At 71.1% G+C, this 23,311-nt stretch carries 23 protein-coding genes and 2 pseudogenes; 13 read left to right on the forward strand and 12 right to left on the reverse strand.

Translation table 11 applies throughout. From position 1 onward, the window contains the following. Positions 1–265, reverse strand: a pseudogene (locus tag DLJ59_RS29735) (hypothetical protein); the annotation flags it as partial. Between the two features lie 63 nt (positions 266–328). Continuing rightward, positions 329–1,486, reverse strand: a complete 1,158-nt coding sequence (locus tag DLJ59_RS29740) for an FAD-dependent oxidoreductase (protein WP_124776758.1) — start codon at positions 1,484–1,486, stop codon at positions 329–331. A 106-nt stretch (positions 1,487–1,592) separates the two neighbouring features. Between DLJ59_RS29740 and DLJ59_RS29745 the strand changes: the two genes are divergently transcribed. The 3 genes from DLJ59_RS29745 to DLJ59_RS29755 all read left to right on the forward strand — a co-directional run bounded on the left by DLJ59_RS29745 (position 1,593) and on the right by DLJ59_RS29755 (position 3,986). After that, the gene (locus DLJ59_RS29745) at positions 1,593–2,177 is read left to right on the forward strand and encodes a TetR/AcrR family transcriptional regulator (protein ID WP_124776760.1); all 585 of its coding nucleotides are present in this window, start codon (positions 1,593–1,595) and stop codon (positions 2,175–2,177) included. 70 nt (positions 2,178–2,247) lie between these two features. After that, complete coding sequence (locus DLJ59_RS29750) at positions 2,248–2,796, forward strand: SigE family RNA polymerase sigma factor (RefSeq protein WP_124776762.1); 549 nt, start codon at positions 2,248–2,250, stop codon at positions 2,794–2,796. Next, the gene (locus tag DLJ59_RS29755; RefSeq protein WP_124776764.1) at positions 2,793–3,986 is read left to right on the forward strand and encodes a hypothetical protein; all 1,194 of its coding nucleotides are present in this window, start codon (positions 2,793–2,795) and stop codon (positions 3,984–3,986) included. The genes DLJ59_RS29750 and DLJ59_RS29755 overlap by 4 nt, the downstream gene beginning before the upstream one ends. Before the next feature lie 101 nt (positions 3,987–4,087). On the opposite strand, the gene DLJ59_RS29760 is transcribed toward DLJ59_RS29755, so the two are convergent. From DLJ59_RS29760 to DLJ59_RS29775, 4 genes are all read right to left on the reverse strand, one after another. Continuing rightward, on the reverse strand, positions 4,088–4,990 hold the full coding sequence (locus DLJ59_RS29760; RefSeq protein WP_124776766.1) for a sulfurtransferase: 903 nt from the start codon (positions 4,988–4,990) through the stop codon (positions 4,088–4,090). Positions 4,991–5,115: 125 nt separating this feature from the next. Continuing rightward, positions 5,116–6,402, reverse strand: coding sequence for a hypothetical protein (locus DLJ59_RS29765; RefSeq protein ID WP_124776768.1), 1,287 nt, complete (start codon positions 6,400–6,402; stop codon positions 5,116–5,118). A 198-nt stretch (positions 6,403–6,600) separates the two neighbouring features. Next, complete coding sequence (locus DLJ59_RS29770) at positions 6,601–7,047, reverse strand: imidazolonepropionase-like domain-containing protein (protein WP_124776770.1); 447 nt, start codon at positions 7,045–7,047, stop codon at positions 6,601–6,603. A gap of 2 nt (positions 7,048–7,049) precedes the next feature. Next, positions 7,050–7,817: an SGNH/GDSL hydrolase family protein gene (locus DLJ59_RS29775; protein WP_124776814.1), complete on the reverse strand. Its 768-nt coding sequence runs from the start codon at positions 7,815–7,817 to the stop codon at positions 7,050–7,052. 220 nt (positions 7,818–8,037) lie between these two features. On the opposite strand from DLJ59_RS29775, the gene DLJ59_RS29780 reads away from it, so the two are divergent. Genes DLJ59_RS29780 through DLJ59_RS29795 form a run of 4 tightly spaced genes read left to right on the forward strand, consistent with a single transcriptional unit; the run spans position 8,038 to position 11,415 of the window. Next, positions 8,038–9,807, forward strand: coding sequence for a proline--tRNA ligase (locus DLJ59_RS29780; protein ID WP_124776772.1), 1,770 nt, complete (start codon positions 8,038–8,040; stop codon positions 9,805–9,807). A gap of 56 nt (positions 9,808–9,863) precedes the next feature. After that, positions 9,864–10,289: a CBS domain-containing protein gene (locus tag DLJ59_RS29785; protein ID WP_030487636.1), complete on the forward strand. Its 426-nt coding sequence runs from the start codon at positions 9,864–9,866 to the stop codon at positions 10,287–10,289. Between the two features lie 35 nt (positions 10,290–10,324). Continuing rightward, positions 10,325–10,753, forward strand: a complete 429-nt coding sequence (locus DLJ59_RS29790) for a SufE family protein (protein WP_124776774.1) — start codon at positions 10,325–10,327, stop codon at positions 10,751–10,753. Positions 10,754–10,773: 20 nt separating this feature from the next. Further along, positions 10,774–11,415 carry a DsbA family oxidoreductase gene (locus DLJ59_RS29795; protein WP_124776776.1) on the forward strand — a complete coding sequence of 214 codons (642 nt, stop codon included), beginning with the start codon at positions 10,774–10,776 and terminating at the stop codon, positions 11,413–11,415. A 69-nt stretch (positions 11,416–11,484) separates the two neighbouring features. Here DLJ59_RS29795 and DLJ59_RS29800 read toward each other — a convergent pair whose 3' ends face one another. The 5 genes from DLJ59_RS29800 to DLJ59_RS29820 form a co-directional block, all read right to left on the reverse strand. Then, entirely contained in the window at positions 11,485–12,033 is a 549-nt protein-coding gene (locus tag DLJ59_RS29800) for a YbaK/EbsC family protein (RefSeq protein WP_124776778.1), read from the reverse strand. Between the two features lie 95 nt (positions 12,034–12,128). Continuing rightward, positions 12,129–12,323, reverse strand: a complete 195-nt coding sequence (locus DLJ59_RS29805; RefSeq protein WP_124776780.1) for a hypothetical protein — start codon at positions 12,321–12,323, stop codon at positions 12,129–12,131. 84 nt (positions 12,324–12,407) lie between these two features. Continuing rightward, on the reverse strand, positions 12,408–13,061 hold the full coding sequence (locus tag DLJ59_RS29810) for a GAP family protein (RefSeq protein ID WP_124776782.1): 654 nt from the start codon (positions 13,059–13,061) through the stop codon (positions 12,408–12,410). Positions 13,062–13,112: 51 nt separating this feature from the next. Beyond that, positions 13,113–14,501 carry an MFS transporter gene (locus tag DLJ59_RS29815; RefSeq protein WP_124776784.1) on the reverse strand — a complete coding sequence of 463 codons (1,389 nt, stop codon included), beginning with the start codon at positions 14,499–14,501 and terminating at the stop codon, positions 13,113–13,115. A gap of 59 nt (positions 14,502–14,560) precedes the next feature. After that, the gene (locus DLJ59_RS29820; protein WP_124776786.1) at positions 14,561–14,821 is read right to left on the reverse strand and encodes a hypothetical protein; all 261 of its coding nucleotides are present in this window, start codon (positions 14,819–14,821) and stop codon (positions 14,561–14,563) included. 218 nt (positions 14,822–15,039) lie between these two features. Here DLJ59_RS29820 and DLJ59_RS29825 point away from each other — a divergent pair, with 218 nt between their 5' ends. Then, positions 15,040–19,497, forward strand: coding sequence for a cation-translocating P-type ATPase (locus tag DLJ59_RS29825; protein ID WP_124776788.1), 4,458 nt, complete (start codon positions 15,040–15,042; stop codon positions 19,495–19,497). 102 nt (positions 19,498–19,599) lie between these two features. Here DLJ59_RS29825 and DLJ59_RS29830 read toward each other — a convergent pair whose 3' ends face one another. Then, a complete protein-coding gene (locus tag DLJ59_RS29830) occupies positions 19,600–19,926 on the reverse strand; it encodes a zinc finger domain-containing protein (protein WP_124776790.1) in 327 nt (108 codons plus the stop codon). Positions 19,927–20,192: 266 nt separating this feature from the next. Here DLJ59_RS29830 and DLJ59_RS29835 point away from each other — a divergent pair, with 266 nt between their 5' ends. The 5 genes and pseudogenes from DLJ59_RS29835 to DLJ59_RS38145 all read left to right on the forward strand — a co-directional run. After that, the gene (locus DLJ59_RS29835; protein WP_124776792.1) at positions 20,193–20,774 is read left to right on the forward strand and encodes a hypothetical protein; all 582 of its coding nucleotides are present in this window, start codon (positions 20,193–20,195) and stop codon (positions 20,772–20,774) included. A 247-nt stretch (positions 20,775–21,021) separates the two neighbouring features. Next, a complete protein-coding gene (locus DLJ59_RS29840; RefSeq protein ID WP_124776794.1) occupies positions 21,022–21,399 on the forward strand; it encodes a VOC family protein in 378 nt (125 codons plus the stop codon). A gap of 235 nt (positions 21,400–21,634) precedes the next feature. Continuing rightward, on the forward strand, positions 21,635–22,051 hold the full coding sequence (locus DLJ59_RS29845; protein ID WP_124776796.1) for a hypothetical protein: 417 nt from the start codon (positions 21,635–21,637) through the stop codon (positions 22,049–22,051). Between the two features lie 409 nt (positions 22,052–22,460). Further along, positions 22,461–22,985, forward strand: a complete 525-nt coding sequence (locus DLJ59_RS29850) for a GNAT family N-acetyltransferase (RefSeq protein ID WP_124776798.1) — start codon at positions 22,461–22,463, stop codon at positions 22,983–22,985. A 172-nt stretch (positions 22,986–23,157) separates the two neighbouring features. Next, a pseudogene (locus tag DLJ59_RS38145) lies at positions 23,158–23,277 on the forward strand (site-specific integrase); the annotation flags it as partial. Positions 23,278–23,311 lie beyond the last annotated feature (34 nt).

The following is a 23,311-nucleotide window of genomic DNA, read 5'->3' on the forward strand; positions in this document are numbered from 1 at the left end:
GTGCGGTGAGCAGACCGACCATCCGCTGGGCCGCGCCGACCCGGCCGAGCAGCCCGCTCGGCACGTGCCGCTGCCCGTACGAGGCGCAGAGGCTGTTCCACACCACAGTGCCGGCGGCGAAGACGCCCAGCGCGATCCCACCCGGCACCGGATGCCGAGCCAGCGCGAAGCCGGTCAGCGCCACGGTCTGCGCGGCCAGCACCGCACGCAGCGCCGGCACGGTGCCGGTGGCGGGCGCGGCGGCGGGGACGTTCGCGCTGGTCACCCTCGTGGCATGGCGGGCTCTGCGGCCGGTCGCACCCGGCGTGCTGAGCCGCAGCGGCGCGGTCTAGCCCGGCGTTCGCTCGCGGTGGGACAGCCCGGACAGGCGCAGCGCGATCCGGCGGCGGGCCGGCGGAACGGCACCGAGTAGCCGGAGCAGCACGTCCCGGGCCGGCCGACGGGCCGGGGAGACGCCCGCCAACCTGGTCAGCCCGGCGGCGAAGCCCATCACGTCCTCGGCCATCGGCCGTTGCCGGGCGGTGTAGTCGTCGAGCAGCGTCTCCGGGCCACCGTCGAACACGTCGGCCAGGGCGGTGCCGAGCGCAACCGCGTCGCAGATGCCGAGGTTCATGCCCTGGCCACCGGCCGGGCTGTGCACGTGCCCGGCGTCGCCGGCCAGCAGGACCGGCCCGGTTCGGAAGGTGTCGGCGATCCGGTGGTGCACCCGGAACCGGGAGCCCCAGAGCACCTCGGTCAGCCGGTCGGGTCGTCGTGCCGGGCCGCGCTCGTCGAGCAGCGCCTGAAGGTAGGCCGCATCCGGTTCGGCCGGCGCGGTCTTTACGGCGGCGACCAACCGGACCACCCCGTCAGGGAGCGGCGCCCAGATCAGCGGCCCGGAGCGGGCGAGGAAGAGCGCCGCCTCGTCGCGGGGCAGCACGCTGCGCACCCGCACGTCGGCGAGGACGAAGGACTCCTCGTCGGTGCCGCCGGTGAAGCCGATGCCGGCCAACTGCCGGACCGTGCTGTGCAGGCCGTCCGCGCCGACCACGAACCGGGCGCGCACCGCCTCCCCGTCGACCTGGGCGAGCATGCCGGCACCGGCGTGGGTCAGCCCGGTGAGCTGGCACGGTCGTCGTGCCTGGACGCCGAGCTCGGCCAACTTCTGGGTGAGCACGGCCTCGGTGACCGCCTGGGAGACCAACAGCGCGTAGGGGAAGCGGGACGGCAACTCGTGGAACGGCACCGACAGCAGCACCCGGTCCCGGTCGCGCACTGTGAAACGCGGCGTCCGCACCGCCTGGGCGATCAGCGGCGTGGCGGCGTCGATCCGGTCCAGCACCTCCAGGGTGTACGCGTGCACGACGGCGGCGCGGGAGGTCGTCGGCGGCCCGGCCAACCGGTCCAGCACTGTCACCTCGACCCCTCGCCGGGCCAGCGTCAACGCGGTGGCGAGACCGGTGGGGCCGGCGCCCACCACCAGAACGTCGGTGCTCGTGGGCAGCATGGCCACCTCCAGACGACCGTTGCCAACACATGTTGGCAAACACTCGTTGGCAACGCTAGAGCCCTCGCAATTGCCTGTCAACAGTTGTTGGCATACGGTCGTTGGCATGACCTCGTCCACCCGGTCGACCCAACCCCGCCGCCGCTCCGACGCCACCCGGGCGGCGATCCTGCGAGCAGCCCGGGAACGGTTCGCGGCAGACGGCTACGAGCGCGCCACCATCCGGGCCATCGCCGCCGACGCCCAGATCGACCCGTCGATGGTCATGCGCTACTACGGCAGCAAGGAAGGGCTCTTCGCGGCGGCGGCCGAGTTCGATCTACGCCTACCCGACCTGACCTCGGTGCCGCCCGCCCGACTCGGTGAGGTGCTGGTCAAGCACTTCCTCGCCCGCTGGGAAGGCGACGAGACCCTGGTGGCGCTGCTCCGGGCCGCCAGCACCAACCCCGGCGCGGCCGAACGCATGCGCGGCATCTTCGCCGACCAGCTCACCGGCGCCGTGGCCACCTTCGGCGCCGACCCGACGCTGACCGCCCGACGGGCCGGCCTGGTGGCCAGTCAGATCCTCGGCCTCGCCTTCACCCGATACATCGTCCGGCTGCCGCCCATGGTGGACACCACGCCGGACGAGCTGGTCTCCTGGGTCGCGCCGACTCTCCAGCGCTATCTGACCGGAACGCCACCGAGCTGACCCAACCTTTTCCCGCCTCCCATGCGTCTGCCAAGTGACACGTACAGCGCGACGGCGGGGAGGGGGGCGGATGGCGCCGACGAGGGACGACGGACGCGACGGCTACCTCGCCTTCGTGGAGAACCACCAGCACCGGCTGCTCCGCGCGGCCTACCTGATCTGCGGCAACCGGCATCAGGCCGAAGACCTCCTCCAGGACGCGCTGCTGAAGCTGGCGCTGCGCTGGTCCTCGGTCCGCGACGGCGACCCCTCCGCGTACGTGCGGGCCATCCTCTACCGGGACTCGGTGTCGTGGTGGCGTCGCCGGCGGCGGGAATGGCTCAGCGCCGCGCCGCCGGACCAGGTGACCCACGACCGGGACGGCGCGTTGCGGCTGACGATGCACGACGCGTTGGGCCTGCTGCCACCACGGCAGCGGGCCGTTCTGGTGCTGCGCTACTACGAGGACCTGACCGAGGTCGCCACCGCGGAGGCGCTGGGGGTGACCGTCGGCACCGTGAAGAGCCAGTGTCATGCGGCGCTGCGCCGACTCCGCGAGGTCGCCCCGGACCTCGCCCGCGATGCCCGTCCGGGCCGAGGCTCGGCCGATCTGGCCAGCGGTCTGGAGGTGAACCCGTGAACGAGCAGGAGCTGCGCCGACTGCTGACCGTCAGCGTCGAGGACGTGCTGCCCAGCCAGCCGGCCGCCGCCGGATGGGAGCGGGCTCGGCGGACCCGGCGTACCCGACGGGCTGTCGCAGTGGTCGCCCTGGCCGTGGTGCTGGTCGGTGGTGGCACGGTCGCGGCGGTGCGACCGCCCGCCGATCCCGCGCCGGTCCCCCCGGTGGGTCCGACGGTCACCCCGACCGTCGACCCCTCCCACGCGGGTCCGGTGCAGAAGCCGCCCGCCGAGCTGACCTTCCCTCCCGATCCGTTGGCCCGGCTCGGCGATCCGGCGACCGTGCCGCTCTCCGAGCGACCGGTCCAACGGGCCCTGGCGCTGTTCCAGCCGGTGGACGAGGAGAATCACCCGAACGGCGCGATCCGGGTGCTCGGCAACGACGGTGTGGTGCGCAGCCTCGACGTGGTGACGCTGGCACCGACTCGGGACGCGAGCGGCAACGAGGCGGCCGCGCTGAAGCCGGGAGTGCTGTCGCCGGACGGCCGGTCCGCCGCGTTCGCGCAGACCAAAGAGCTGGTCATGATCGATCTCACCACGGCGGCCGTCCGTCGGATACCGCTCGACGGCTACCTGGAACAGGTGGTGTGGGCGCACGACCGGGTGCTGGTCGGGGGCGACGACCGGACGTACGCGGTGGACCGGGTCACCGGGACGGCCAGCACGTTCGACGGGTCGACCTGGGAGTTGATCGCACCTGATCCGTCCGCCGGCCGCGAGGCCCCGTTGATCGAGATGTACGGCGAGGGGACCAGCCTGAACCTACGCACCCGGACCGCCCGGGAGGGCGAGCTCCGCTCCGAACAGCCGGTCAACGCCTCGGCGCTGCCCTCGCCCTACCAGGTCAACGAGTTCTACGGTCGGGGTTGGCTGCACGGCGAGCGACTGGCCCGAGCAGCTTGGATCACCAGCAGCGAGATCAACGGTGCCGAGGGGGCGGCTGTGCTGGACGCGCGGACCGGTGCCGTGCTCCACCTGCTCGATCTGGGCCGGGATCGCGCCAAGGGCTGCTGTGAGGTCCTGGGCTGGGACAACAGGGGTGCCGTGTTACTGCGACTGGAACCGGCCGCCCTGGCCCGCTGGAACCCGGAGACCGGGGAGATCAGCGGCATCATCGGCGACCTGCGCGGCGTGATCGCCCTCGCGGCGTGATCGACTCGGGTCATTGATATCGCGGTGTCCGGGCGAGCGGGACAGCCCGACAGCAGGGAACCCGAGTCGATCACGCGACGACCGACAGGAGGCCGGACTGATCAGGCGGCCAGGCCCCCGGGCTGGTCGCCCTTGACCACGGGCGCCCGGACCAGGTTGCCCCACTCGGTCCACGAGCCGTCGTAGTTGCGCACCTGCGGGTAGCCCAACAGGTGCCGCAGCACGAACCAGGTGTGGCTGGACCGCTCGCCGATCCGGCAGTACGCGACCACGTCGTCGTCGGGGCTCAGCCCCAACTGGTCGGCGTAGATCGCCTTCAGCTCGTCGGCGGACTTGAACGTGCCGTCCTCGTTCGCGGCCGACTTCCACGCCTTGCTGACCGCACCCGGGATGTGCCCGCCGCGCAGCGCGCCCTCCTGCGGGTAGTCCGGCATGTGCAGCATCTCGCCGGTGTACTCACCCGGCGAGCGGACGTCGACCAGCGGCCGGCCCGCGGCGACGTGCGCCATGACCTGCTCACGGAAGGCCCGCAGCGGCGCGTCGTTACGCATCGGCACCGGATAGTCGGCCAGCGGACGAGCTGGCTTGTCCCGGGTCACCTCGCGCCCCTCGGCGATCCACTTCTGCCGGCCGCCGTCGAGCAGACGCACATCGACGTGACCGAAGAGCGAGAAGACCCAGAGGGCGTACGCGGCCCACCAGTTGAAGTTGTCGCCGTAGAAGACGACAGTGTCGCCCCGGCCGATGCCCTTCGCGGCACACATCTCGGCGAAGCTCTTGGGATCCAGGTAGTCCCGGGTCACCTGATCGTTCAGCTCCAGGTGCCAGTCGACCTTGACGGCACCGGGAATGTGCCCGGATTCGTAGAGCAGCACGTCCTCGTCGCACTCGACGACGACGAGGCCTTCGTCGCCCAGATGCTCGGCCAGCCACTCGGTGGTGACCAACCGCTGCGGGTCCGCGTACGACTGGAGGCGGGGATCGGGATCGTTCGGCACAGACATGATCCCCAAGGTACGCCGGATCCCCGTCCACGACCGCTGTAACGTGACCGGCCCACCACCCCGCACGGGATGGTGGGCCGGTGGACTGGGCCGCCCACCGGGTTACTCCGGGCCGGGCGGCAGCCCTAGATGCCCGGCGGCACGTTGCCGACGAAGAAGGCGAACGACGCCGCATCCGACTGGGTGCCGTTCCGGTCGATGCTCCAGACGGTGAGCGAGGTCAGGCCGGCCTTCATCGGCGCCCAGGTCACCGACGCGGTGCCGTCGGCCGCCGCGGCCACGGTGCTGGTCACCGCGCCGAAGCGATAGCGGTAACTGACCACGTCGGGCTGGCGCGGGGTGAAGGTGAAGACGCCGGGCACGCCCGGCCCCCCGCTGGTGCCGCCCTGCTGATAGACCGTCGCGGTGATCTTCGGGGCGGTGGTCAGCCGGAAGACACTCGCCGCGGTTGCGGTCACACCGTCGGCGGTCACGCTGGTCACTGAGAGCGTCCGAGAGCCGCCGCGAGTCGCGGTGACGGTGAACGTGGCGGTGCCGTCGGCCGCCGCCTCCACCGTCTGTTCCGGGTCGCCGTCCAACTGGAACCGGTAGCGGATCACCCCAGCCATCTGCGGCTGCACGGTGAACGGGGTCGGCACGCCGATCTCGGTGAGCCGGCCGGTGATGATCGGCGCGACGTCGCTGGCCCGGAATTCGTACCGCGCCTCGGGCGACCTGTTCCCGGCCTCGTCAAGGCTCTGCACCACAAGGGTTCTGGGTCCCGCCTCCGGGTGGAGCGTGACTGTGGCCAAGCCACCGGGGCGGTCCGCCGACACCGTCTGGACGCCATCGCCGAGCAGCTCATACCGGAAGCCAACCGCGTCCGGCGTCGAGGCCGCGTCGAAGGTGAACTGTCCCGGCAGCGCCGGGTGCCAACCCTCGACCGGGAAGTCGCTGGAGGTGACCACCGGCGCGACCTCCGGGCCGTGGAAGTCGGTCCGGAGATAGCAGAGGTCGCTCCACTCACCGGTTGCCCAACTGTCCGCCGCCTGCACCTGCCACGCGTACACCCGGTCGTGGGTCAGCAGTTCCCGTTCGAAGAGGCCGCTCTCCCGATCACCGTCCCGACCGTTGGCCCCGAACCGCTCGATTCGGGCCGTCGGCTCGTCGACCGGCCAGAGCGCGAAGGTGGCGGTCAACCGGTCGGTGAAACCGTTTTCGTCGACGTCCGGGTCACGCAGGACGGCAGAGAGCGTCAGGTCGTCGTTCTGCCACAACTGGTACGGCTCCGCCGTCGTGCACGGCTTGCCGGAGGTCTGCAGCTCAGTCGGTGCACCCGGCGGCTGGTTGTCGCCGATGGAGAGCGCGTACCGCGTGTCGCTCGCGACGGCGGGCGCGGCCGTGAGCGTGAGCGTCCCGGCGGCTACCGCCACGGAAAGTCCCGTCGCCAGCAGGGCCCGGAGCGGTCTTGCCGATGTCGTCGTGCCAGGTACGAGGGCCATCCCTCATCCGCCTTTCCCCGATGTCCCCGCCTTCCGATCAGCGGGGGCAGCGGATGCTATCGGGGCGGGCGGACATCGGGCGACCCCGATTCGATGGATGGGCTCCACAATGGATTTCATCCGAGCCGTTCAGGTGCGGCGGTGGACGATCCGACCGGCGACCACGGTCACCAGACAGGTGCCGTCGACACCGTGCACCGCGAGGTCGGCCCGCCCGTCCGCACGCAGCGTCGGCGCCACGGCGGTGGCCAGCACCAGCAGGTCGCTCCGCTCGGCGGCGGCCCGCAGCGCCGGGTCGGTCAGGTGTTCCGCCAGGACCGCCGTCACCCCGGTACGCAGCAGCGCGTGCACCCTCTCGCGCGGGGTCGGCGCGGGCGGCAGCGGACGGTCGTGCAGCAGACCCGGCCCCAGCGTGCCGGGCCAACGGCGAACCCGGGCACCGGCGTACGCCGAACTCAGCTCGGTCAGTGGGCCGACGGCCGCGACCCGGTCGCCACTGACCAGCACGGCGTGCTCCGGCACCGGTTCGCCGTGCAGGTCGCGGCGCAGCAGTGCCGCCGTGTGCAGGGTGAGCACGCTCAGTCGACGAGCGGCCCGAGTTGCGGGCGCTTCGCCGTCACGGTGTCGCCGGACGACCGACCGGTCAACCGCCGCTTCACCCAGGGAGCGAGGTGCTGACCGGCCCACCGCAGGTCGGCGGCGCGGGCCGCCAGCCACGGCGACGGCGCCGGGTGCGGTGGGACCATCAGCCACTCTTCGTCGCAACCAACCCCGAGGGCGTTCAACACCTGCCCGGCGACCCGGCGGTGGCCGGCCGGGGAGAGGTGCAACCGGTCGGTGCTCCAGAGCATCGGATTGAGGAACGTGTCGTCGGCGTACAGGTCGACCATGATGGCGCCGTGCCGCTCGGCGGTCTCACCGACCGCCTGGTTGAGCAACTGCACCCGGGGCGCGACGAGGCGTTGGCCGGGCAGTCGGGCCATCACGTCCGCAAATCGGAAGAGGAGCACGTCCGCGCCGCCCGAGCGCAGTTGCCGGACCACCTCGTCGAACCGGGCGACCAGCGTGTCCGGGTCGAAGGTGCGCCGCAGCACGTCGTTGCCACCGGCCGCGAAGCTGATCAGATCCGGCTTCATCGCCACCGCGGAGGGCACCTGCTCGGCGACGACACTGGGGAAGAGTCGGCCCCGGATGGCCAGGTTGGCGTACCGGAAGTCGGGCCCCGCCTCGGCGGCGAGCCGGGTCGCCACCAGGTCCGCCCATCCCCGGTAGGTGCCGTCCGGGTACGCGTCGTCCATACCTTCGGTGAAGCTGTCCCCGACCGCGACAAAGCTGCCCCAGCGCACCCGCGCCTCCCTCACGCCACTCGTTGCCTGCGGCGACCAGTCTGTCACCGCGGGAACGCCCGAGGCCGCCCCGAATCCACGACGTGTCGGAGGTCATTGCCGCAGTTCCGACCCGCCGGCCTGATTCGGCACCGCGTCGCCGATTCGGGGCGTTGCGCCGCGATATCCGCTATGTCGAAATGGATGGCTCACTCTGCCGCGTCGACCGTAGGCTGCGCGGATGCTGCTACGCATGTCGACCCTGTTGCTGCGGACCCTGCGCGAGGATCCGGGCGACGCGGAGGTGCCGAGCCACCGGCTTCTCCTGCGCGCCGGTTACATCCGTCGCGCCGCACCGGGCGGCTACACCTTGCTGCCGCTGGGCAAGCTGGTGCTGGACCGGATCACCGACGTGGTGCGCGGCGAGTTGTTCGCGATTGGCGACCAGGAGGTGCACTTCCCGGCGTTGCTGCCCGCCGAGCCGTACCGCACGAGCGGCCGGTGGACAGAGTACGGCGACCTCCTCTTCACCCTCGCCGACCGGCGCGGCGCCGAGCACCTGTTGGCGCCCACCCACGAGGAGATGGCGGCGCTGCTGGTCAAGGACGTGTTCACCTCGTACCGGGACTTCCCGGTGACGCTGTTCCAGGTGCAGACGAAGTTCCGCGACGAGGCGCGGCCCCGCGCCGGGCTGCTGCGCGGCCGGGAGTTCCTGATGAAGGACGCGTACTCGTTCGACCTGGACGAGGCGGGTTTGCGGGACGCGTACGCCCGGCACCGGTCGGCGTACCAGCGGATCTTCGACCGGCTGGGCCTTGAGTACACGGTGGTGCACGCGATGTCCGGTGCCATGGGTGGCTCGGCGTCGGAGGAGTTCCTGGCCGCGACACCGGTCGGTGAGGACACCTTCGTCGGCTGCACCGCCTGCGACTACGCGGCGAACACCGAGGCGGTGGTCACCCGGGTGCCCGCCGCGAGCGATCCGGCCGCGCCGCCGGCCGCCGAGGTGTACGACACCCCGGACACCCCGACCATCGCCAGCCTGGTGGAGTTGGCCAACGCCCGCAGGCTCGGCGGCCGGGACGGCTGGACCGCCGCGGACACGTTGAAGAACGTCGTGTTGACCGTCCGCCAACCGGGTGCCGAGCGAGCCGAGCTGCTGGTGATCGGGCTGCCCGGTGACCGGGAGGTCGACCTGAAGCGGCTGGGCGCCGCGCTGGAACCGGCCCAGGTGGCCGTCTTCGACGAGTGGGCCACGCATCCGGAGCTGGTACGCGGGTACCTCGGCCCGCAGGTGCTCGACAAGCTGGGCATCCGCTACCTCGTCGATCCCCGGGTGGTGCCCGGCTCGGCGTGGCTGACCGGGGCGAACGAGCCGGGGCGGCACGCGACCGACGTGGTCTGCGGGCGGGACTTCACGCCCGACGGCACGATCGAGGCCGCCGAGGTACGCGCCGGCGATCCCTGTCCCGACTGCGGCGACGGCGAGCTGACCATCCGGCGGGGCATCGAGATCGGGCACATCTTCCAGCTCGGTCGCCGGTACACCGACGCGTTCGCGGTCGACGTGCTCGGGCCGGCCGGCAAACCGGTCCGGCCCACCATGGGTTGCTACGGCATCGGGATCTCCCGGGCGGTCGCGGCCATCGCCGAGCAGCACCACGACGACCGGGGGCTGGTCTGGCCGGCGGCGGTGGCGCCGTGCGACGTACACCTGGTGGTGGCGGGCAAGGGTCCGCAACTCGACGCGGCGCTGGAGCTCGGCGGGCGGCTCGCCGCCGCCGGCCTGCGGGTGCTTGTCGACGACCGCACGCACGTCTCGGCCGGGGTGAAGTTCACCGACGCGGAGCTGATCGGCATCCCCCGGTCCGTCGTGGTCGGCCGCCGACTCGCCGACGGGTACGTCGAGCTGCGCGAGCGGGCCGGCGACGAGCGCAGCGAACTGCCCCTGGACGGTCTTGTCGACCGACTTGTCCACGAGGTACGCCGTGAACGTGGAACCGTGGTGTAGCTGCCACACCACGGGGTAGAGCAGTCGGATCGATGAAAACGTCTTCGGAGGCTCTCATGACCGGTTACCGGGTCAGCGATGTGATGACCAAGCAGGTGGTGTACCTGCCGGCCGAGACCACCCTGGACGAGGCGGCCAGGGTGATGAAGGAGGCCGACATCGGTGACGTGGTGGTCACCGACGGCGCCAGCCTCGCCGGCATGCTCACCGACCGGGACATCGTGGTCCGGGCCGTCGCGGAGAACAGCTCCCCGGCGGCCACCACGATCGGCTCGATCGTCACCCGCGAGGTGGTCATGATCGAGCAGCACTGCACGGCGGGTGAGGCCGCGGCGTTGATGCGGGATCGGGGCATCCGGCGGGTGCTGGTCTGTGACAGCGATCGCAAGCTGGTCGGCATCGTCTCGCTCGGCGACCTGGCCATGCAGCTCGACCCCACCAGCGCCCTCAGCGAGATCAGCGAGCAGTCGCCCACCGTGTGACCGGGGCTCCGGCACGACGGCGGTAGCCTCGACGTATGGCTGACATGCCGGCCCGACTGGCCGAGATCGTCGACGAGTTCGCCGCCGCTCCGCGCGATGTGGTGTTGGAGATGCTCCTGGAGTACGCGGACGTCATCCCGGCGCTGCCGGAGGGCACCGCGGAGCGCGAGGGCATGGAGCAGGTGCCGGAGTGTCAGACGGCGTTCTTCCTGCGCGCCAAGGTGACCCCGGAGGGCACCGTGGCGACGCTCTTCGACTGCCCGCCGGAGGCGCCCACCACCCGGGCGTTCGCCGGGATCCTCGCCGAAGGGCTGGCAGGCGCGAGCGCCGAGCAGGTGCTGGCCGTGCCGGACGACCTCTACCAGCGGATGGGTCTGGCGCAGGCGATCAGCCCGCTGCGAATCCGCGGCGGCACAGCGATCCTGGGCCGGCTCAAGCGGCAGATCCGGGAACAACTCGGCTGACCACGAGGTTGCCACCGATCATGGAGATCGAGATCTACGCGGACGTCATCTGCCCGTGGTGCTACATCGGCAAGCGCCGCCTGGATGAGGCCCTCGCCAGCTACGAGGGCGAGGTGACGGTCCGCTATCGACCGTTCCAGCTCGACCCGTCGCCGGTGCCGGAACCCCTTCCGCTGGTGGAGGCGCTGGCCGGCAAGTTCGGCGGTCCGGGACGGGCCCGGCAGATGGTCGACCACGTGACCCGGGTAGCGGCGGCTGACGGGCTGCGGCTCGACTACGACCGCGCGGTGATCGCCAACACCTTCGACGCCCACCGGCTGGTCTCCTGGGCGACCGACCAGGGCAAGGCTGCCGAGATGGTGGAGGCGCTCTACCAGGCGCACTTCAACCACGGGGTCGACGTCGGGTCGCGGGAGGCGCTGGCCACCCTGGCGGGCAAGGTCGGCTTGGACGCGGCCGACGCGCGCCGGTTCCTCGACTCCGACGAGCGCGTCGCCGACGTCGCCGCAGCCCTGGCCGCCGCCCAGGATCTGGGCATCACCAGCGTGCCGACCTTCGTCCTGGCGGGGAAGTACGCGGTCTCCGGCGCGCATGAGGTGCAGACGCTGCTCGCCGCGCTCGCCGAGGTGGAGCAGCGCGAGTCCGCAGCACACTCACACTGAGTCAGCGGGGCCGTCCGGCATCGATGATCACGATGTTTCACGTGCAACAACATCGATGCTGATGCCTGGTCAGGCCGGCCTGGCCAGGCCTTCCACCACCTGCGCCCCCGGCAGTGCGCCCAACGCCGGCCCCGGCAACGCGATCTTGCTGTGCCGCACACCGGACCCGACGATCACGTGCGGTGTGGCGATGACCCGTGCGTCCACCAGGATCGGCCACTGAGCCGGCAGCCCGATCGGGGTGATGCCGCCGTACTCCATGCCGGTCAACTCGACAGCGTCGGCCATCGGGGCGAAGCTCGCCTTACGGACGTCCAGCGCCCGGCGGGCCACGCCGTTCACGTCGGCCCGGGTGGTGGCCAGAATGATGCACGCCGCGTAGCGCACCACGCCCTCACGCTTGCCCGCCACCACCACACAGTTGGCCGACACGTCCAACCCCACCTCGTACGCCGCGCAGAACTCCGCGGTGTCGGCGAGGTCGGCGTCGATCGGCGCGACCAGCACGTCGTTGACGTCCACCGGGGCGTTGGCCGGCCACTGCGCGATGGCCTCCGCGACCGGCGGGGCGAGCAGATCCAGTCGGGCGCGGGCCGGTTCGGTTTTCAGCGTTCCCATCACGGGTGCGATCCTCGCATCCGCGACGCTGAACCGCCCGGCGGCTCCCCTGCCGCCCGACGACGCCACCGGCCCGGGCCGGATCGATCCGGCGCTCAACTGCCGGCGAGGAAAGCGTTGTCGCGCATGAAGGAGCGGTCGCGGGCAGCCGCCAGCTCCTCTTCGCGCTGGGCCTTGGCCCGTTGCAGCTCCAGATCCTCGAACGCGTGCCGGACACCCAGCCGGATCACGCCGTAGAGGAAGACGAAGCCGAAGACGTAGAGGATCACCGTGGTGACGACAACGAACATGGCGTCACGGTAAGACGAACGTGAACCGTTGTTGCTCTCATCTCCGGCCGGTTCCCCCGTACGTGTCAAAGGGGCTGCGGCGGCTCAGCCCGACCGGATCAGGTCCAACACGGTGAGCAGCGCGAAGAACGCGATCACTATCTCGTTGACTATCCACGCGTGCCCCTCGGCCCATTCCCGCATCCGGGTCAGCACCCGCGCCGCCCTGCTCCCCAGGAGCAGCAACGCCAGCAGGGGCAGCGCGAGCAGGAGCACGGTGAGCAGCACGAACGGCACCAGATGCCACCACGGCAGGTCGTGTCGGGCCACACTCGCCCCGACGGTGGCCATGGTCAGGTCGTCGGTGGGAGTCGCCACGAAGAGCAGCGCACCCAACCGCATCGCCTGCGGCGGACCGGCGTGCTCGATGCTCCCCAGCCAGCGCGGGGGCCCGGAACGATTCCGGCGTGCCCAGATCAGCACGGCCAGGATCACCAGCAGGGCGAGCACCACCAGGTCGATGGCGGGGCCGCGGTCGACCTTCCCGGCGACGGCGGTGGCGTCCGCTGCCACTCCGCCCACCAGACGGGTCAGCAGCCAGCCCGCCGTCACACCGGCGGCGACCACCAGCCCCGCGCCGACGAGGAAGCCCAGCGACGCCGCCCGCGGCCGATCCGACGAGGCAAGAAAGACCGCCACCACCAACTGCGTCCCGGCGACCATGACCACGGCGAGCGGCAGAATGGTCAGGAGGTTCATCGCCCGCCATCCTTCCGGCACACGCAGGTGGGACGCGTCCGAATCCACGGATCACCCGCCCGGTCGCACACCCCCGCCCACGACGACCCGGCCGGCCAGCAACGCCCCGAGCAGCGCCAGTCCCGCGGTCACCACGAGCGTCGTCGCGTAGCTGGCCGGACCGGGCGCGCCTCCGGCCGCCAACACGGCCCCGGTCAGCGCGAGCACGGTGGCCGCGAAGAGGGAGTCGCTCAGCTGCAGTGAGGAGCTGTTGCGGCCCTGCTCGCCCGGCGCGGACAACTCCAGGGTGAGCACCGACAACGACGGATAGAGCAGCCCCATGCCCAGACCGGCGACAGCCCAACCGAGCACGGCGACGGCCACCGGCAACTCGGGCCGGACGGCCAGCGCCACCGTGGCGGTGCCGACCGTGATGCAGCTCAGCCCGAGGCGCGGCAGGCTGGCCCGCGATGCCGGCACCGGAATGCGGCCCTGCAACCAGGAACCCGCCGACCACGCCAACGCCCCGACCGTGAGGATCAATCCGGCCGCGGTCGGCGAGAGGCCCCGTTCCCGGGAGAGCATCAGCGGGATGACCACCTCGGCGCCGACGAAAGCCGCCGACGCCAGGCCCCGCAGCCCCACGACGGTGGGCAACCCTCGCGCGGCCCGGAGAAACCCGGCCGGAAGCAGGCGTGGGGCGCAGACCAGCAGGCCAACCACGGCGAGCGCGACCAGTACCAGGGCGGTGGTGCCGCGCTGCTGTCCCCCGATGTGCAGCAGTGCGGCACTCACCGCGGCCCCGCACGCCCAACCGATTCGCGCGGCCGCGCCCCCCGGCGGGCTCGCGGCCACACTCCGGCCCAGCGACCGCAGGCCGGGGTGGATCAGCAGCACCGCCGGCACCGCCACCGCCGGCACCGCCAGGAAGACCCACCGCCAACCCAGGTACTGCACGATCAGGCCGGCGATCGCCGGCCCGACCAGCGACGGTACGACCCACGCCGCCGCGAACGCCGCGAAGATCCGCCGGTGCAGTTCCTGCGGGTACGCGTGCCCGACGATCACGTAGAGCGCCACCGAGAGCAGTCCGGAGCCGAAACCCTGCACGGCCCGCCCGACGACCAGCGCGCTCATCACCGGGGCGGTCCCAGCGATCAGCAACCCGACCACGAACCAGGCGACACCGTGCCACATCGGCCCGCGAGGACCCCGGGCGTCGCACCAGATGCCGGACACCACCATGGCCAGCACACCGGTGGCGAACGGGCCACCGAACGCGATTCCGTAGAGCGCCAGCCCGTCCAGGCTGCGGGCGACGGTCGGCATCGCCGTACCGACCGCCAACGCCTCGAACGCGAGGAGTGAGATCAACGCGACGCTGCCCACCGTCATCGCCCTCAACCGGGGTGCGAAGAGCCCGGGTGCGGCGGGTGCGGCGGTGACGGCTGTGCTCGGCATCGGCCGAGCATGCGACCTCAACCCTGATTCATGTCAACCGCCCGGTGACCCGGCTCTCGTCAGGCGTCCTGTAACGCCTTTCCGACACCGCGCGCCAGTCCGGAAAAATGCTGGTCTGCCAACAGGTGGCCGGCGGTGACCACCACGGCGATCGGCCACTCGATGACCTGTAGCGCGGCGAGCACCCCGAGCCCGGCGTAGTAGACGACCTTGTCCGGCGGCGGCACCGCCATCTCACCCAGCATCGGCAGGTGCACCCGCCGGCTGTACATCCGCATGTTCTCCCGCGAACCGTTGAGATTGCGCGTCAGCGTGCTCATGCCGGCCTCCCCGTGTCCGGTGATGGTCGTCGGATTCCACGGCCCACCCCGTCCATGCGCCAGCGGCAGCGGAAAATTCCGGCGCTCAGGGGGCATAACGGATGACAGGTCGGGAAGCCAGGCCGCCGGACGTGAGTGCGGCGGGAGGACGACATGGCCAAGGTCAGGACCAGCGGCAACAGGGAGCCGGGCCGGCGTCCGTCCAGCCGTACGCCTCGATGACGGCGGCGGGTCGCGCTGCCGGCCGCATCCTGCCGTCCTTCGGCGTGTCGCACCTGATCGGCGAGGCGTCCCGGACGGTCGGTTCGGCCGCGACCCGGCTGGCCCGGACGGCCGGCCTGACGCGGCGTCGGGTCTGGTCCCGACCGGGTAGGCATCACATCGAGGTGCACGGTGTCTGCCAGGACGGCGGGAACCGGCTGGCCCGGCAGGTGGAGGGCGCGCTGGAGCAGATGCCCGGGGTTGCCTGGGCCCGGGTCAACGCACCTTCCGGGCGGGTGGTGGTCGCCGTCCAGACCCCCGAGCCGACGCTGCGTGACCTGATCGCCACGATCGAACGGGTCGAGCGGACCTGCGACCACGAACCCGACCCGGAGATCCCACCGCCGCACCCACCGGAGGAGGGGCCGCGAACCCCGCGAACCCTCGGCGCGCTCGCCTCGGACGCGTTGGGCCTGACCATCTCGGCGGCCACCCGGATCCTGCCGTTCGCGCCACTGCCGGGCGAGGTGTCCGGCCTGCTCGCGGCAGTGGATCTTCAGCCGAAGCTGCACCAGTTCATCGGCAAACGGCTGCGCTCCGACCCCCGCGCCGACGTCCTCTTTCCGCTGGCCGAGGCGGTCGTGCAGGGCTTGACCGGCCGCTGGACGGGGATCGTCCTGGACGGTGCCCAACGCATCGTGCAGTGGGGTGAGGATCGGGCCCAACTCTCCGCCTGGGAGAAGGCCGAGCCACGGCTGACCGGCGACGCCGAACGGGCCACCGCCCGCTGGCCGGTGGCCGACCGCCCCCGACCGAAGCCGGACGGCCCGGTCGAGCGGTACATCAACCGCATGCTCGCCGCGGGCGTGGCCGCCGGCGCGGCGGCGGTGCCGTTCGCCGGGCCGAAGCGGGCCACCGCGCTGGGCCTTTCCGCGCTACCCAAGGCGCCCGGCAGCGGTCGCGAGGGGTACGCGGCCCAACTCGGCCGGATGCTGGCCCGGCGTGGTGTGATCGCGATGGACCGGAGTGTGCTGCGCGAACTGGACCGGATCGACACGCTCGTGCTCGACGCCGCGGTGCTCGGCTCGGACCGCGGCGTACTCGCCGATCTGGCGCCGGCGTCCGACGCGGACGTGGACCAGGTGGCCGAGCGGGCCTTCGCGTTGTTCGACCCGGACGACCCCGCCGCTTCCCGCACGGCGGACGGGTGGCGGCTCGGGCCGCTGGACCGGATGCCCGCGAACGACCCGGACGCCATTCCGGAGGCGGCCCGGCTGCGCACGGCCGGCGGCCAACTCCTCGGCCTCGCCCACGGCGACCGGCTCGCCGCACTGCTGCGGGTCGAGCCGGAACCCGCGCCCGGAGTGGATGGCCTGCCCGCCGCCGCCCGACATGCCGGTTTGCGGCTGGTCGTTGCCGGCGGTGACGAGGAGCGGTACGGCTTCGCCGACGCGATACTGCCCGGCGGGGACCAGCTGGCGGAGTCGGTACGCGGGTTGCAGCGCGACGGCGCGGTGGTGATGCTGGTTTCCGCGGACCGGAAGGCGCTCGGCGCGTCCGACTGCGGTCTCGGGTTCGCCGCGCCGGAGGACCTGCCGCCGTGGGGCGCGCACCTGCTGGTCGGTGCCGACCTGCGGGTGGTGGCGTTGGTGATCGAGGCGACCGGGGTGGCCCGGCGCACGGCCCAGCAGAACATCCGGCTGGCCATGGCCGGCACTGGTCTCGGCGCGCTCGGCGCGTTCACGGCCCCGCCGACCGACCTGCCCGGCCGGTCGCTCGTCGCGGTGAACGGCGCGGCCGGGCTGGCCTTCGCGAACGGGGTCTGGCAGGCCCGCCGGTTGCACGACCAGTCGGACACCCCGGCGCCCGTGGCGACCGCCTGGCATCTGATGCCCGTCGGCGCCGTGCTCGACCACCTGCATTCCACACCAAACGGCCTGACCAGCGCCGAAGCGCAGAAGCGACGCCACGGCTCGGGTGACAACGGCGGCGCGGCACCCGGAAGTGGTGGGCTGCTGCGCGCCTTCGTGGACGAGTTGTCCAACCCGCTCACTCCGGTGCTGGCCGCCGGGGCGGTGCTCTCCGCGTCGTTCGGTTCACTGGTCGACGCCGCGCTGGTGGGCAGCGTGGTCGGTGGGTCCGCCCTCATCGGGGCGGTGCACGAACGCAATACGGAAAGGTCGCTGGCGGAGCTGCTGTCGCGGTCGGCGGTGATGGCACGGGTCCGGCGGGACGGCGCCGATCAGGTTCTCGCCGCCGAAGACCTGGTCCTCGGGGACGTCATCACCCTCGAACCGGGAGACTCGGTGCCGGCCGACTGTCGGGTGCTCGAGTCGGTGGGCCTGGAGGCCGACGAGTCGTCGCTGACCGGTGAGTCGCTGCCGGTCGCCAAGTCCAACCGGCCGGTGGTCGCCGCCGCCATCGCCGACCGGCACTCGATGCTCTACGAGGGCACCACCGTCGCCGCCGGGCACGGCACCGCCGTGGTGGTGGCGACCGGCAACGACACCGAGGCCGGACGCAGCCTGGCGTTGGTGCGGCAGGCACCCCCGACCAGTGGGGTGGAGGCTCGGCTCGGCTCGTTGACCAGCACCGCCATCCCGTTGGCGGCCGGTTCCGCGGTGGCGGTGGCCGGCGCGGGCCTGCTTCGGGGCGTACCCCTGGCCGAAACGGCGGCGACCGCCGCGAACCTCGCCGTGGCGTCGGTGCCGGAGGGGCTGCCGTTCCTGGTCAGCGCGGCGCAACTGGCTGCGGCCCGGCGGCTGGCCGAGCACGGCGCGTTGGTCCGCAACCCGCGCACCATCGAGGCGCTGGGCCGGGTGGACGTGCTCTGCTTCGACAAGACCGGCACCCTCACCGAGGGCCAGTTGCTGCTCGCCGGGGTCGGCGACGGCGTCGGTGACCGGTACGCGCCGGTGGACCGGTTGGATGACCGACTCCGGATGACGTTGGCGGCGGCGCTGCGGGCCACCCCCGCCGCGAAGAATCCGGAGGAGTTGGCGTTGCAGACCGACCGGGCGGTCCGGCGGGGCGCCGGGGAGGCCGGGGTGGTGGAGCAGACCGGTGCCGCCGGTTGGCGCGCTGCCGGGGGCCTGCCGTTCGAGCCGTCCCGCGGCTACCACGCGAGCATCGGGCAGACCGACGGTCATCTTCTGTTGAGCGTCAAGGGTGCCCCGGAGACGGTGCTGCCGCGCTGCTCGTCCCGACGCACCGACGGTCGTCAGGAACCGCTGGACGACGCCGGCCGCGCCGAGTTGGAACGGATGCTCGCCGACCGGGCCGGTGCCGGCAACCGGATCCTGGCCGTCGCGGAGTGCCCGGTGAACGACCCGAAGGTGACCGACTCCGACGTTCGAGGGCTGACCTTCGTGGGTTTCCTGGCCCTCGCGGACGGTGTGCGGGAGAGCGCCGCCCCGGCGGTACGCCGGATCCGGGCGGCCGGCGTACACACCATCATGATCACCGGTGATCATCCGGCCACCGCCGAGGCGATCGCCGCCACCATCAGCGACCACGACGAACAGCGGGTGGTCACCGCCGGTGAACTCGACCAACTGGACGACGACGCGCTCGCCGAGCGGTTGGCCAACACCGACGTGGTGGCCCGCTGCACCCCGGCGCACAAGGTGCGGATCATCCAGGCATTGCAGAAGTGCGGGCGGACCGTGGCGATGACCGGCGACGGTGCCAACGACGCCCCGGCGATCCGGCTGGCCGACGTGGGCATCGCCCTCGGCCAACGGGGCACCCCGGCCGCCCGCGCCGCAGCCGACCTGGTGGTCACCGACGACCGGTTGGAAACCATCATCGCGACCCTGATCGAGGGGCGGGCGATGTGGTCGTCGGTGCGCCACGCGCTCAGCATCCTGGTCGGCGGCAACCTCGGCGAGATCGCGTTCAGTGTGCTCAGCGCCGCGGCGACCGGCCGCTCCGCGCTCACCGGGAGGCAACTGCTGCTGGTCAACCTGCTCACCGACCTCGCGCCGGCGCTGGCGATCGCGGTCCGGCCACCCGCGTCGGACCGCACCGACGCGCTGCTCCGGGAGGGCCCGGACACGGCGCTCGGCGAGAGCCTCACCAGGGAGATCGGGCTGCGGGCGGCAGCCACCACGCTGGGCGCGACCGCGGGTTGGACGTTGGCCCGCTACACCGGACGCCGCCAGCGGGCCGGCACGGTCGCCCTGGTCTCCCTGGTCGGCACCCAGCTCGGGCAGACCATCCTGGCCGGCGGCACCAGCCCGACCGTGCTGGCTTCCACTGTGGCGTCACTGGGCGTGCTGGTCGTGGTGGTGCAGACGCCGGGAGTGAGCCAGTTCTTCGGCTGCACCCCGCTCGGGCCGGTCGGCTGGACCATCGGCGCCGGGTCGGCGCTCGGTGCCACCTTCGCCAACGGCGCGCTCACGAAGCTGATGGAGTACGTGCCCCAGGCCCGACCCGACGCCACGTTGAAGGACGGCAGCGACTCGAAGGGCTGAGAGTCGCCCTGCCGTCGGTGACGATGGTCGACGGCGATTCGGCGAGGAGCGTGATGCCTCAGAGTCATAACGCTCTTCGACGCGAGACCTCACCCAGAGGGATCAGCCGAAGGGCTTGGGGAGAGGAACCTCCCCGCTCATCGCCTTCTCCGCCAACTCGATCCGCTCCGCGTGGAGCCTGGTTTCGTTCAACGGGTGGCCGGGGGTGTTGATGCAGCGTTGGCCCGTCTGGGCACTGCAGACCGGGCACCAGAGAAAGAGGCCGCCAGATGGCACCAGCTCTACGCCCTGAGCCAGAGCCGACTTGCCGATCTTGACTATGGCCTCGTACAGGCCGTAGTCGCGGTGCCGTGCGGCGGCAGCGGCCGCCTCCCGCATTCCAGCCCAGAATTGTTCGGTCGCGTCCGGCTCATCAATATTGATCTGCACCTTCGAAACTTCCCGCCCTCCGGTCGCCCAAACCTTCAGCGACCGTTACTGGAATCCCGTTCCTGATCCGCAGGTCAGCCGAAGCCGCACATCCGGAGCGTCGGATCGGGAGGACGAAGATCATGGCTGATGAGAGCCTGGTGGGCCAGGTCAAGGCACGCAACCGCGCGACTGTTCGTGACCGATGGTGACCGTCCTGGGTATCAGCTATCGGCACGTGATGGCACGGGCCAGACGTTAAGGGATCGAGCCCCTAAGCTGTTGCGATGCCAGAGCACGGCGTGATCGATCTCGACGAGCACAACCATGGGCCGGCCGAATCGGATGCCACCACTACCGGTCGCCGTGTGGTCAACAAGGCCCAGCTGCGCCTGGTCGCCGCCTTCATCGTCGGTTTCCTGCTGGGCGGATTCAGTGTCAACGAGTTGCGAGACTTACACGAGCAGCGGGAACGAGCCGCGTCGGTCGCACTCGTCGTCATACCGGGGGCTGCCCGTACCGACGGCCTCGTCACCAAGGACGTCGCTGAACTGGACGGGTCGGTGGAAGTGACCAACTATGGCCCTCTGCCGGTCACGATACGTGCGGTTCAAGGGCAGACATCTGGCGTCCTGATTCAGGGCACCGGCCAGCCCCAGCCGTTGCGCCCCGGCAACACCCGCTGGCTCGACGTCAAGCTGCGGCTTACGTGCGCACTCGAAGTCCGGGACGAGCCGTTGTCAATGCGCCTTTCCGTAGAGACCGCCGATAGGCAAATCAGAGAGGTCCACTACCCCGTAGCCCTGCCCGCAAGCGGCTGGCACTTCCAAGCTTTGCGCCTGTGCTTTGAAGCAGGTCTAGACCGCTGAGACGCTACAACGGAAACACCGTCAGCGGTCCGCCCGTGGATGCACCTCCTTCGCCAGCCAATGTGAGACTGGCCGTAGTGCGGGCTCATTGGCATGACCCGCTGTGCGACGATCGGTCCGTGGTCCGCCGGGAGAGCTCGGGAGAAGGCGCCTTCGAGTGCCGGTTCTGTCGACTTCGATAAGGTGCTATCCGTCATGCCAATGCTGTCAGTTGGGCTACTGGCGGCCCGCACCAGAAGAAGGCGACATGTCCGATAAGATACGGCTCAGCGCGGTCACTCTGGACAGTTCGGACGCCATCCGCTTGGCGGAGTTCTACGCCGACATCACCGGTGGGACGATGACGCAGCTCGGCGATGAATGGGCATGCGTGCAGAGCCCGGCCGGGCGGCTCAATTTCCAGACCGTGCCTGGATACACGCCCCCTACCTGGCCCGACCGCACCTCGTCCATCATGATGCACGTCGACTTCATGGTCGAGGACCGAGACGCCGCCGAGGCGCGCGTGCTCGCCGCCGGCGCAACGAAATACGACTTCCAGCCCAATAGCAAACAATGCTTCGTCTACGCCGACCCGGCCGGCCACCCCTTCTGCCTGACCACCTGGGAAGCCCCCATGGTCTGACGAAAAGCCTGCCGCACTGGTTGGCTGTGCTCGGGACCGAGGTCAACCGAGGAAAGTGCTGGTGGAGCCCAGGGGACTCGAACCCCTAGCCCCTGCCTGCAAAGATCGAGACTGTTGTCGGTCGTCGTCAGCAACTGCCGCTGACCTGCTCGACTTGTCGGCCGCCGTCGCTGGTCGCTCGTGCCCGTCAGCGGCTTGGCTGTACGGATGGCTGTACAGCCACCTGCTGCGACGCATGGACAATGACCTGATGGCGGACAACCGCGTGGTAATGGCGATCGGCAAGCACGAGTTGAGGCTGGGCCTTGACTCTGGAGGGCACTGGATCGTCCTTTCGACAAAGGACGGCCGCCACTGGACACCAGCCGAGAATATCCAGTCGCTGCTACCACTCCTGGAACAGCGCTACGAGGCCGTCACGACCCTCCGCACCGACCAGGCCTCCGATCCGCCTCCCTGGGATGACCTTGTCCGTTACGCCCTGTCCTGCTGGTCCGACTACTGGGCGGGCCTCGCGCTTGGCTGGCTTGAGGACGGCTACCCAGCCGCTCCGTTCCGGGACACGGTGCGGTCCCTCAAAGATGCGCCTGAACGAACCGAGATCATTCGGCAGCGGTCGCTGCGGCTCTGGTGCGAGCTGACCAAGCCCTGAGCGGGATCCTCCCTGAACCGGCAGCACCGCCAGTTTGAGGTCCCGATCGACGTGTAACCCGCCGGTCGCCGGTGGGCCCTGCAATCGGTCGGGCCGGGGTTCGGGGCGGAGCCCCGAGGTCTCATGGTCTTGTCGTCCCTCAGTGTGGCCGGCCGGCCCGGCCGATGCCGGCCGGAGGTCGCCAGCAGGCCGGGGCCGGGCCGGCGCGGCCCGGTTGCGGGTCGCCTTGACCCTTAAGAGGTCAATTCGGCATCGCGACGCGGGCGAGCCTGTCCCTCCGTCTACTGACGTGCGACGCGCGTCCGCCAACTGATCCGCCACAGTCGGCACGCGGAATGCGGCAGAAGCGGATGCCACCACGGCCCGGCCCGGACGTCGTGACGCGGGCCTGGTGCTGGATCATTGGTTCATGACGGGCCGGGAACACGGGGATCTGCAGTTCGTTCGTGCGACGTCAGCCGAGGTGGCGCAGGTCGTGGCGGTGCTCGACCACGCTGCGGCTTGGCTGATGGCCTCTGGCATCCGGCAATGGCCCGATCGATTCGACACCGACTGGATAACGCCGGCCGTTGAACGCGGAGAGACCTGGCTGGTACGGGCCGGCGGTCGCGCGGCGGGAACGGTGACGCTGGACTGGTCCGACCCTCTGTGGAGCGACTGCGCGGGCAGAGCTGGATACGTGCACCGCATGGCGGTGAAACGGTGGGCCGCGGGTACGGGGCGCGCCATCGTGGCCTGGGCTGTCGATCAGGCGCGCGTCCACGACGCCGTTGCGCTGCGGCTCGACTGCGTGGCCGCCAATCCCGGATTGCGGGCCTACTACGAGGCCATTGGCTTTCACCACCGCGGTGATGTCGAAGTCAGGGGTGCACCGGGTCAGCGCAGCGACGGCGGCATGCGAACGCTCGTCAGTCGTTACGAGCTACCGCTCTGACGACATCCACCTCTCCGCACTCACCTCGTACGACCGGCGAGGGCGTTCCGGTGGTCGCGGTGAAGCGGAGCACTTCGAGTGGATGGTCGATGCCTCGAATGTGCGCCGGTATCTCGACGCCATGCTCCTCGATGACGCGGCGCAGCTCGCCCGCGACGATGGAGTCCTCGAGGTGGACCCGAAGGAAGTCCAACGGGCGCTGCGGCATAGCAGCCTGCAAATCACCCTGGAGACCTACGTCCACTTCTGGCCACGCCGAGAGCGTCGGCGCGCTGTCGTAGATGACGTGTAGCGGGCTGCCGGCGGCCAGGACCATCAGTGATGTG

Source organism: Micromonospora inaquosa, from assembly GCF_003857055.1.
Classification (GTDB): domain Bacteria; phylum Actinomycetota; class Actinomycetes; order Mycobacteriales; family Micromonosporaceae; genus Micromonospora; species Micromonospora inaquosa.

What these genes read in the sequence shown, in the direction of transcription:
- DLJ59_RS29740 (WP_124776758.1), bottom strand. Translation starts at nt 1,486, where the DNA reads ATGCTGCCCACGAGCACCGACGTTCTGGTGGTGGGCGCCGGCCCCACC.
- DLJ59_RS29745 (WP_124776760.1), top strand. Translation starts at nt 1,593, where the DNA reads ATGACCTCGTCCACCCGGTCGACCCAACCCCGCCGCCGCTCCGACGCC.
- DLJ59_RS29750 (WP_124776762.1), top strand. Translation starts at nt 2,248, where the DNA reads ATGGCGCCGACGAGGGACGACGGACGCGACGGCTACCTCGCCTTCGTG.
- DLJ59_RS29760 (WP_124776766.1), bottom strand. Translation starts at nt 4,990, where the DNA reads ATGTCTGTGCCGAACGATCCCGATCCCCGCCTCCAGTCGTACGCGGAC.
- DLJ59_RS29780 (WP_124776772.1), top strand. Translation starts at nt 8,038, where the DNA reads ATGCTGCTACGCATGTCGACCCTGTTGCTGCGGACCCTGCGCGAGGAT.
- DLJ59_RS29785 (WP_030487636.1), top strand. Translation starts at nt 9,864, where the DNA reads ATGACCGGTTACCGGGTCAGCGATGTGATGACCAAGCAGGTGGTGTAC.
- DLJ59_RS29790 (WP_124776774.1), top strand. Translation starts at nt 10,325, where the DNA reads ATGGCTGACATGCCGGCCCGACTGGCCGAGATCGTCGACGAGTTCGCC.
- DLJ59_RS29795 (WP_124776776.1), top strand. Translation starts at nt 10,774, where the DNA reads ATGGAGATCGAGATCTACGCGGACGTCATCTGCCCGTGGTGCTACATC.
- DLJ59_RS29800 (WP_124776778.1), bottom strand. Translation starts at nt 12,033, where the DNA reads ATGGGAACGCTGAAAACCGAACCGGCCCGCGCCCGACTGGATCTGCTC.
- DLJ59_RS29805 (WP_124776780.1), bottom strand. Translation starts at nt 12,323, where the DNA reads ATGTTCGTTGTCGTCACCACGGTGATCCTCTACGTCTTCGGCTTCGTC.
- DLJ59_RS29810 (WP_124776782.1), bottom strand. Translation starts at nt 13,061, where the DNA reads ATGAACCTCCTGACCATTCTGCCGCTCGCCGTGGTCATGGTCGCCGGG.
- DLJ59_RS29815 (WP_124776784.1), bottom strand. Translation starts at nt 14,501, where the DNA reads ATGCCGAGCACAGCCGTCACCGCCGCACCCGCCGCACCCGGGCTCTTC.
- DLJ59_RS29820 (WP_124776786.1), bottom strand. Translation starts at nt 14,821, where the DNA reads ATGAGCACGCTGACGCGCAATCTCAACGGTTCGCGGGAGAACATGCGG.
- DLJ59_RS29825 (WP_124776788.1), top strand. Translation starts at nt 15,040, where the DNA reads ATGACGGCGGCGGGTCGCGCTGCCGGCCGCATCCTGCCGTCCTTCGGC.
- DLJ59_RS29835 (WP_124776792.1), top strand. Translation starts at nt 20,193, where the DNA reads ATGCCAGAGCACGGCGTGATCGATCTCGACGAGCACAACCATGGGCCG.
- DLJ59_RS29840 (WP_124776794.1), top strand. Translation starts at nt 21,022, where the DNA reads ATGTCCGATAAGATACGGCTCAGCGCGGTCACTCTGGACAGTTCGGAC.
- DLJ59_RS29845 (WP_124776796.1), top strand. Translation starts at nt 21,635, where the DNA reads ATGGACAATGACCTGATGGCGGACAACCGCGTGGTAATGGCGATCGGC.
- DLJ59_RS29850 (WP_124776798.1), top strand. Translation starts at nt 22,461, where the DNA reads ATGACGGGCCGGGAACACGGGGATCTGCAGTTCGTTCGTGCGACGTCA.